The following is a 10,006-nucleotide window of genomic DNA, read 5'->3' on the forward strand; positions in this document are numbered from 1 at the left end:
TACACAACGTCAACCACACGTTGTACAAAACTTTTTTCGTGAGAAACATGTTGCTTACTCCGCTGCCTAAAACTGTTCACCATTCTATGCTCTGGTTAGTAGTAAGATTACGACCTCAGTAGGTTTAGGTGGTGGTCGCTTCCGTTCGGAAGAGGATGTAGAGGATGGTAACGATACGGTTAATGTTTTTGGCAGCATGGGCTTGCAAGCAACCGAACAGCTTTCCCTAATTGCAGACTGGACGGGTCAAGATCTGAACTTAGGTGTATCTGTCGTACCTTTCCGAAGTCTACCTCTAGTCATTACTCCATCTCTTGCCGATGTCACTGGCAATGCTGGTGATGGTACTCGATTCGTTCTTGGTGTCGGTTATGTCAGTCGTTTTTAGGTCGTGACGAGGGGAATTAAAATGATGAATGTTCAACGCCAGCTGTTTCTAGGTTTAGCTTTAGGATCGTCTCTGCTAGTTAGTTCGTTACCAACTCTGGCTCAGAGCAACAACCAGTCAGATATCACGGGTTTTATTATCACTACTGGCGATATTGTGGGCGGTGCTTTTGCTCCAGGAAGAAATGGCGATTTTAATCCTGCGGCTCAAGTTGCGATCGATCGGGCTGCTGCTGCGCTTAACGGTTTACTGGCAAAAGGAGCGATCGCTGGTATTCCTGTAGAGACGCAGCAAGCACTAGCAAGTATACTGACTGCGACTGGAAATTCTACCTCAGCTGCCACTCAATTTCAAAACACTTTAGTTGCGGCGGGTGCAGATGCAAAACTAGCGGCAGGGTTTGTCAAAAGTTTGCAAGGACTAACTTCTGGTAGTGTAATTTCTCCAGGTAAATTAGTAGGGGCTATAGAAGCCTACAATGGTTTAATTAATGGCGGTAGCGGAAACTTTTTGCAAGTTGCTGCGCCACAATTGCAAGCGGTAAAAGCAGCACTGTTACAACTAGCGGAAGCTTTGACAAAAACTAATTCTCCAAAAGCTAATGCCCGCCCCTAGTTTTTTAGAGAACAACCTCAGAAGTTGCGATCGAAAAGAACATCAATCGTTTATGGGGTAGGCTTGTAGCCTGCCCTTCGTACAAGCTTACAAGACATTTACTAAGTAATTACTGCTGACTACTTGTGACAAACCACAGTCAATCTGAATTAATTATTGCAGCTGGTAGAACAGAACACCAGTACTGGAAAGATTTATGGCGCTACCGCGAGTTATTTTACTTTTTGGCTTGGCGAGACATTTTAGTGCGTTACAAGCAGACTGCGATCGGTATTGCGTGGGCATTGGTGCGCCCATTTTTAACCATGATTGTTTTTACAGTAGTATTTGGCAAACTCGCAAAACTACCTGCTGAGGGCGCACCATATCCAATTATGGTGTTTGCAGCTATGTTACCTTGGCAATTTTTTGCTAGCGCTCTTGCAGAATGTAGCAATAGTCTTATTTCTAATGCTAATTTGATTTCCAAGGTTTACTTCCCCCGTTTAATTGTGCCTGCTAGTGCAGTTGTTGTCAGTTTTGTAGATTTCCTAGTCTCAGGCATGATTTTGTTAGGTCTAATGGCATGGTATAACTTTATTCCTTCCTGGCGAATTTTAACATTACCATTATTTATGGCGATCGCTTTTGTTGCTGCTATCGGTGGAGGATTGTGGCTATCGGCATTGAATGTTAAATACCGTGATTTTCGCTTTATCGTGCCGTTCATCGTCCAGTTTGGGTTATATATTTCTCCGGTTGGCTTTAGTAGCAGCATCGTACCCGAACAATGGCGTTTAGTTTATTCACTTAACCCAATGGTGGGTGTTATTGATGGTTTTCGTTGGGCAATTCTTGGTGGAGAGACTCAACTCTATTGGCAAGGATTCATGTTGTCTGTCGGATTAGTCGTTTTACTATTTGCTAGTAGCATCTGGTATTTTCGCAAGGTAGAGCGATCGTTTGCGGACGTAATTTAAATAAAGACTATAAATATGTCAAACTCAGTAATTCGTGTCGAAAGCCTGGGCAAAAAATACATTCTTGGTCATCAAAAACAAGAACGTTACACCACACTACGAGATACGCTGACAGAGCAAGTTAAAACTTTTCAAAGCTGCTTCTTAAAGCCTCGCGGTCGCCAGATTTCCAAGCCAAATCGTGAAGAATTTTGGGCATTAAAAGACGTTTCTTTTGAGATTAAACAAGGTGAAGCTATTGGTGTTATTGGACGCAATGGTGCAGGAAAATCGACACTCTTAAAACTTTTGAGTCGCATCACTGAACCTACTAGAGGACATATCATTGCTAAAGGGCGAGTAGCAAGCTTGCTAGAAGTAGGAACGGGATTTCACCCCGAACTAACTGGACGAGAAAATATTTATCTCAACGGTTCTATTTTAGGCATGAGTAGAGCCGAGATAAAAAAAAAGTTTGATGAAATTGTTGCCTTTGCTGAAATTGAAAAGTTTTTAGATACTCCAGTCAAGCGTTATTCTTCTGGAATGTACGTTCGTCTTGCTTTCTCTGTTGCTGCTCACTTGGAACCAGAAATTTTGATTGTGGATGAAGTCTTAGCAGTAGGCGATTCAGCATTTCAAAAAAAATGTTTGGGAAAGATGAGTGATGTGTCAAATAAAGAAGGACGCACAGTTTTATTCGTCAGCCATAGTATGCAAGCTATTGCTCAACTAACTAAGCGTTGCATATTACTTTCCAAAGGGAATATTCAATTTGATGGTCATAGTGATAAAGCAGTACGCTTATATCTAGCTGAGCAAAAAAATGATTCTGAAAAACTTCCTTATTACCAAGCTCCTACAAACAAAACAAACAACTATATAGCCTGGGCGCGGGTGTATACTTCTGAAGAACAAGGAATTCATTGCTGGGGTAAACCCATTACGTTCGAGTTTGCATTACATATCACTCAACCGCATGAAACTTTATGGTTCTCTTTTAATGTAGTTAATGAGCTACAACAATCTATTTGTATTTTCTGGTTTTACGATGCTAAGGCTCCTTTTCGCCGAGAACCAGGAGATTTTATTGTGCGATGTGAAATCCCAAAGTTTAGGTTATACATGGGTTCGTACACTATAACTACATGGTTATCTGAAATTCGTAGCAATACTGTGTTAGAAAATATCTCTAATATTTGTCCTTTTGAAGTCACTATGCACGGTATTGAACGGGAAGAATGCCAATGGCAATCTCATGAGTGTATGTATTTAGAAGAAGCAGTTTGGCATAGCGTGGAAAAGAATTAATTCTATATTGAAAGCGATAGGTAGATAAGAAATGCCAGTCAAAGATGATGTAAAATTTGGCAAAAATGTGAATATTTTTCATCCTCAACTTGTGAATCTCTATGGTTGCACAATTGGTGACGATACTAAAATTGGTACTTTTGTAGAGATTCAAAAAAATACCATTGTAGGGAGTCGGTGTAAAATTTCATCTCACAGTTTTCTCTGTGAAGGGGTTGCGATCGAGGATGAGGTGTTTATTGGTCATGGAGTCATGTTTACTAATGACCTTTATCCGCAAGCCACAAATAAAGATGGAAGCTTGCAAACTGAAGCTGATTGGAGTGTAATCAAGACTTTAGTAAAATGCCGTGCTTCTATTGGTAGTAATGCTACTATCCTACCAGGCGTGACTATTGGAGAAAAAGCGATAGTTGGAGCTGGAGCAGTAGTAACTCATGATGTTCCTAATTATGCAATTGTAGTTGGAGTACCTGCACGTATTATTGGTGACGTGCGCGATCGCTCTCAAAACTTAGAATTGGTACTTGACAGTTGATATTTTAGCTGTATCAAAGTAGCGCGATCGCCTACAAAAATTTTACAGAGACGCTTTAATGAACGCTATTCCCGAGTTAATAAATAAACCAAAACTCGTATATTTTCAAAGAAAATACGAACATATAGCTAAATTTGTGCGATTGCACTATCAACAACAAGTTAATTGTTTAGCAGAATTCTTTGATGTCACTGTAATTAATGAAGATTGTGACTACCAAGAAATTTGCGATCGGTATCAACCGGAAATCACGCTTTTTGAAATTGGCATATCAGCTTGGGGATATACTCGTCTAAATATTCAAAACACTTCTGTTTATCCAGAAATACCTAAATTGGGTTTTTATCATGCAGATTGTTTTTGTGAAGCTCGATCCGCTTTTATTGCTGATATAGAAAATTGGGGTATACAAACATTATTTAGTTTATCTGTACGTTCTGCTGAGTATATGCCCGAACTTGGCGATCGCATATTTACGTGGTCTAATTTTATCGATCCCGATTTATATCGAGATTATGCATGTTCTAAAACTATACCAGTGCTTTTTACAGGTAGTAACACTTCTTTTTATCCTTGGCGACAACAAATTTTGAAGGTTGTATCTCAAGCTTATCCATCCTTGATTAGTCCCCACTTTGGATACGAAGAGAAAACAGCATTCCGAATGCTTTACGGTCAGCAGTACGCACGCACGATCAATGCCTCTTGGTTTGTACCAGCTTGCGGCACAATAGTCAGAGAAGTTGTGCGTAAACATTTTGAAATTCCCGCATGTAAATCTTGTCTAATTACAGAAAAAACTCCAGCTTTAGAAGCTGCTGGCTTCGTTGATATGCAAAATTGTGTTTTTGCTGACGAAACTGATGTATTAGATAAAATTGATTACCTATTTCAAAACCCAGAAGAACTTGAGAGAATTACTAATGCAGGCTATCAACTAGTTCACTCTCAGCATACCTTCAAACAACGAGATCAAATCTTTCAATGGTTTAATCTGAATAAAATAATTAAGCCGGGTCAAAAAATTATTCAGAATAACCCCTTTGGAGAGCTGACTCTTGTAGAAGAAATTTCAAGAATTAAAAGTATGCATATTATTAATAATACAGTTGATAAAATACTTCTCCATCAAGGAGATGAAAAACTCTGGAATGGTAAATATGATGAAGCAGAATCTTTATATTTATGCTGTCTAAATTCTTTAATCCAAATGCTACCTGAACCAAAATTACGTTTGGCAATATGTAGCCTTTATAAAGGAAATGCTCAGCAAGCACTCTCGTGGATTCTACAACCAATTGAATGCATACTGGTTTTAAATAAAGCTTCAGAACCCGATCCAGTAGAGTGGGCTTACCTAATTATTATCCTCCTTTGTCAAGGAAAGCTAAGCGAGGCGACAGAACGTATTAATCAGTTTCCTTCTCTTAACCATCCCGAACTAGATCGCGTGCGTTGGGCGATTGAGGTTTTAAATAATTCAGAGAAACAAGTTGCCATACCTGACAATAATTTGTCAAACTATCGAATTAGCGTTCACCAATTACCGAAGTGGAGTTTTAGCGACTGGGTTACTAATGTTTGTACCATGCTAAAAGCTTGCCAGCAGTTGACTTTTGCAGAAAACCTAAATAACGCATCCGGTTCAAAAGAACAATTTTTTCAAGAAGGATCGTTAAAGTTCAAATACATTATTAATAATTTATTAAATTTTGCCTTTAAAAGAAAAATGATAAAATTTAATAGTTTATTACCCACTTCCTCATATATTAATTTTAGGTTTACTAGACGGATAACTTTAAAAATAAAATCTAAATTGAAGCCAAGAGTAATTCAGCTATTAAATAGCTTAGAAGAATCGTTTGGCTGTTTTCTACCTTACCATTTGTCAATATTTCAAAATGACGAGTTTTTCTCTGCGATTAAGAAACTGACACAGGAGGAGAACATCAAAACGTTTTTAACAATTGGTGCATTGACTAGGTTAAAAACATCTGAGATATTTTTCACGGGAATTCAAAAAAGTCAGAATAAAATAAAAATATTTTGTGTCGATCTACCTACGACAAAAGTTCAAAAAATACAGCAACGCTATTTACATGACTCTTTAGTTGAATTTCATAATTTTTTAATTTATCAAAAAAGTGTGCCCAATACAAGAGAAATTTCAAAGTCTGCTATTTTTTGCAAATATTTAAATAAAAACGATTGCAGATTCTTATTCAATAGCTTGTATCAAAATAGCAAAGACTTAAATAGTATAAAACTCGCTGAAAATACAATAAAAAAAATCAGACAAGAAAATCAGCTTGACTATTTTGATATGATATTAATCGGCGATCCTAAATTTGATATTTCTGCTGAATTTGATGAAATTCACAGAGCCAAGTTTGTTGTGATTGACAGTATCAACTCCTTATCTAACCACAACTTACTTCATAGATTGCTAGCACAATCGGGCTATGCCATAGTTGCTCAAAATCTTTTTCTAAGAAATGGATATGCCATTTTAAAGAGAACCGATCGCGCTCGAACACTACCGACTGCAATAGATGCCGATCGCTTGAGTAATTTGGAATGCGAAACAATATAGCCGATCTGTAAAAGTTGTGACTTGATTTTACTTGAAATTAGTACCGCGATCGAGAAAAAGTCATTTTGATTGTGTGTGAATTACAGCACTTGCTTATTAGTTGAAAAAATTAGTTAGGTAACAATAATGAAAGATGCGATCTCTATAGGTGTCATTGGCTATGGTTACTGGGGTCCTAACCTGGTGAGAAATTTCTCTGAAATCCCAGGAGCGCAGGTAAGAACTGTGAGTGATTTTAAACCAGAATTGCTGGCAAAAGCGCAGACACGATATCCGACCTTGCAAGTTACGACCGATTATCGAGACATATTAAAAGATCCAAAGATCGATGCCGTGGCGATCGCTACACCAGTTTCTACTCACTTCGATTTAGCTCTAGCAGCATTGCAAGCTGGCAAGCACGTACTGGTAGAGAAACCGATGACGACCTCCTCCGAACAGGCAATGAGGTTAATTGAGGAAGCTCAACGGCGCAACCTAGTGTTGATGGTAGATCACACCTTTGTTTACACGGGTGCTGTTCGCAAGATGCACGATCTGATTACCACTAAAGTTGTCGGCGATATTTATTACTACGATTCAGTGCGCGTTAACCTCGGACTGTTTCAGCATGACGTGAACGTATTGTGGGATTTGGCAGTCCACGACCTTTCGATTATGGACTATCTACTGCCATACCAACCTTATGCTGTCTCAGCTACAGGTATTAGCCACGTTCCCAGAGAACCGGAAAACATTGCCTACTTAACGTTATTTTTTGAAAACAACTTGATGGCTCATCTCCACGTCAACTGGTTAGCACCAGTCAAAGTTCGCCGCACATTAATTGGTGGCAGCCAGCGCATGATTGTCTACGATGACTTAGAACCGAGCGAGAAGGTGAAGATTTACGACAAGGGAATTACCCTCAATAGCAACTCTGCCGAAAGCGTATATCAAATGCTCATTGGCTACCGTGCAGGGGATATGTGGGCTCCGCACTTGGATATGACCGAGGCAATACGGACAGAAGGACTGCACTTTATAGATTGTATTAAGCAAAGCGATCGCCCCATCAGTGACGGGGAAGCAGGACTGCGGGTCGTAAAAATTCTGGAGGCTGCTACCCAGTCCATCAAGCAGCAAGGGCGATTAATTGAACTAAACACAACGGAGGTAGCAGCATGATCCCATTTATAGACCTCAAAGCGCAGTACTTGAGCATTAAAGACGAAATTGATACTGCCGTTCTCAAAGCTTTAGAAAGTACGCAATTTGTGCTAGGCAGCGAAGTTGTCGCTTTAGAAGAAGAGTTCGCTCATTACTGTAATGCCGATTCTGGCATTGCTGTCAATACAGGCACTAGCGCTCTCCACTTAGCATTATTAGCCGCTGGTATTGGTGCGGGTGACGAAGTGATTACCGTGCCTTTTACTTTCGTGGCAACTACGGCAGCAATTTGTTACACCGGAGCTAAACCCGTGTTCGTCGATATCGACCCGGTTTCCTACACGATGGACGTAACCCAGATTGAAGCAGCAATTAGCGAGCGCACCAAAGCAATTCTACCAGTGCATCTGTACGGTCAACCAGCCGACATGGAACCGATTCTTGACATCGCTCGCCGTCACGATCTCGTTGTGATTGAAGATGCAGCACAGGCACACAGAGCCGAGTACAAAGGGCAGCGAGTTGGTAGTCTTGGCGACATTGGTTGTTTCAGCTTTTATCCTGGGAAAAACTTAGGGGCATGTGGTGAAGGTGGTATGGTCGTCACCAGCAATCCCGAATACGAGCGCAAAATGCGGATGCTGCGCGACTGGGGGCAAGAACGCAAGTATCACCATGTCTTTAAGGGATACAACTACCGGATGGACGGCATCCAGGGAGCGATCTTGCGGGTGAAGTTACGCCATTTAGACAAATGGACAGAGGCACGCAGAGCGTACGCCGCACGATATGACAAACCGCTAGCAAATGCAGGTGTGAAAACTCCGACAGCGATGCCTTACAGCCATCACGTTTACCATGTCTATGCCGTGCGATCGCAGCAACGGGATACTTTACAACAAAAGCTGCAAGAGAAAGGAATCCAAACAGGCATTCACTATCCCATTCCGGTACACCTACAACTAGCTTATGCCGACTTAGGTTATCGAGCTGGCGCGTTTCCTCATTCAGAAGCGGCATCAAAGGAAGTTTTATCCTTGCCAATGTATGCAGAATTGACCGCAGATTCACAAACCCAGATTGTCAATGCGGTAATTGCTGAATATGTCTGATACTTGACAATTTTCTCGAACAGCAAAACTTATATGATGCAGCTTGTCTGTACTATGTTTGCCGCGATCCTAGAGCTAGTCAGGAAATAGTTGAGGAAGACAATGTTTGAACTAGATAGGATAAGAACTGTCCAAGCCGTTCATGGCTTGAAAGACTTTCAGCCAGATCCTAATTTTGAAATTGGATTAGCAGAATATCTCCTCAACCAGTATGGACAAAAGGGATTACTTGAGCTGCACTCGCGTTTTGCGATCGGCGATGGAGATTTTGATGGACTGATGCGACGAGCTATTTGGCGAGCGGTAGCGCAGCGATTTGGACATGGAGTTCGGATTGGTAGTGGAGTAGGCTTCAAACATTTAGAAACGTTTGAGATTGGCGATCGCGTGTTCATTGGTTCGCAAAGTTACATTCAAGGACGATTTGATGGTAAGTGCGTAATTGGTAACCAAGTTTGGATCGGTCCTCAAAGCTATTTTGATGCGCGTGACTTAATAATTGAAGACAATGTTGGGTGGGGACCAGGTGCAAAAGTTTTAGGTTCAACCCATACTGGATTACCTGTTGACGTTCCGATTATTCAAACAGACCTAGAAATCAAATCAGTCAAAATTGAAGCTGGAGCCGATATTGGTATGAACGCGGTTGTTTTACCTGGAGTCACAATTGGCAAAGGTAGCATTGTTGGTGCGGGCGCAGTTGTTACCAAGAACGTACCACCATTTGCAATTGTTACTGGCGTTCCGGCTCGTTTTCTTCGCTGGCGTGATGGATACGAATCATCAGAGGACTTGGCAAAACATGCAAGTAGCTACGGAGTTTAGCAATGTAGCTGGCTGGTGCTGGAGTTTCTGATTGAATACTCAACAAAGTTATTTACGAGCAGAGATCGCCATTAGACGAGACGGACTGCACGGCGATCGCTTCCGAGTTAAAGTTGCAATCTCACAAGTACTCTACTAGGTTTTTAGCAAAATGCAGGTTGACAAAGTACTAATTACGGGCGGGGCTGGTTTAGTAGGTTCTCACATCACTGACTTATTAATTGAGCAGGGAGTAGCTGAAATCGTCGTGCTTGATAACTTTACGCGCGGCGATCGGCAAAATCTGCGTTTGTCACTAGAGCGTGGTTCGGTGAAGATTGTCGAAGGTGACATTCGCGATCGCCAACTGCTTGCCGATCTGATGCAAGGTGTCGATCTTGTCTTCCACCAGGCAGCGATCCGCATCACTCAATGCGCTCAAGAACCGCGCTTGGCAATGGAAGTTCTAGCTAATGGGACTTTCAACGTCTTGGAAGCGGCGGTGAATGCAAAAGTCAAAAAAGTAGTCGCCGCCTCCTCTGCCTCCATCTACGGCAT

At 41.2% G+C, this 10,006-nt stretch carries 10 protein-coding genes; all 10 read left to right on the forward strand.

Going from position 1 to position 10,006, the window contains the following annotated elements; translation table 11 throughout:
- Positions 1-196: 196 nt before the first annotated feature.
- Positions 197-388, forward strand: a complete 192-nt coding sequence (locus H6G17_RS30970) for a hypothetical protein (protein ID WP_199317152.1) — start codon at positions 197-199, stop codon at positions 386-388.
- 21 nt (positions 389-409) lie between these two features.
- Complete coding sequence (locus tag H6G17_RS30975; protein ID WP_192162368.1) at positions 410-1,003, forward strand: hypothetical protein; 594 nt, start codon at positions 410-412, stop codon at positions 1,001-1,003.
- A gap of 125 nt (positions 1,004-1,128) precedes the next feature.
- Entirely contained in the window at positions 1,129-1,962 is an 834-nt protein-coding gene (locus tag H6G17_RS30980) for an ABC transporter permease (RefSeq protein ID WP_192162370.1), read from the forward strand.
- 15 nt (positions 1,963-1,977) lie between these two features.
- Positions 1,978-3,252: a polysaccharide ABC transporter ATP-binding protein gene (locus tag H6G17_RS30985; RefSeq protein ID WP_192162381.1), complete on the forward strand. Its 1,275-nt coding sequence runs from the start codon at positions 1,978-1,980 to the stop codon at positions 3,250-3,252.
- A gap of 31 nt (positions 3,253-3,283) precedes the next feature.
- On the forward strand, positions 3,284-3,790 hold the full coding sequence (locus H6G17_RS30990; protein ID WP_192162383.1) for an acyltransferase: 507 nt from the start codon (positions 3,284-3,286) through the stop codon (positions 3,788-3,790).
- Positions 3,791-3,848: 58 nt separating this feature from the next.
- On the forward strand, positions 3,849-6,383 hold the full coding sequence (locus H6G17_RS30995) for a glycosyltransferase (RefSeq protein WP_192162385.1): 2,535 nt from the start codon (positions 3,849-3,851) through the stop codon (positions 6,381-6,383).
- Positions 6,384-6,509: 126 nt separating this feature from the next.
- Positions 6,510-7,550 (forward strand): Gfo/Idh/MocA family oxidoreductase, encoded by a 1,041-nt coding sequence (locus tag H6G17_RS31000; protein WP_192162387.1) that lies wholly within the window; start codon positions 6,510-6,512, stop codon positions 7,548-7,550.
- Positions 7,547-8,644: a DegT/DnrJ/EryC1/StrS family aminotransferase gene (locus H6G17_RS31005; protein ID WP_192162389.1), complete on the forward strand. Its 1,098-nt coding sequence runs from the start codon at positions 7,547-7,549 to the stop codon at positions 8,642-8,644. The genes H6G17_RS31000 and H6G17_RS31005 overlap by 4 nt, the downstream gene beginning before the upstream one ends.
- Before the next feature lie 102 nt (positions 8,645-8,746).
- A complete protein-coding gene (locus H6G17_RS31010) occupies positions 8,747-9,469 on the forward strand; it encodes an acyltransferase (protein ID WP_192162391.1) in 723 nt (240 codons plus the stop codon).
- A gap of 151 nt (positions 9,470-9,620) precedes the next feature.
- Positions 9,621-10,006, forward strand: a 386-nt coding sequence (locus H6G17_RS31015) for an NAD-dependent epimerase/dehydratase family protein (RefSeq protein WP_192162393.1), incomplete at its 3' end; no start/stop codon positions are given.

This window comes from Chroococcidiopsis sp. [FACHB-1243] (assembly GCF_014696895.1).
In the GTDB taxonomy this organism is placed as follows: Bacteria; Cyanobacteriota; Cyanobacteriia; order Cyanobacteriales; family Chroococcidiopsidaceae; genus Chroococcidiopsis.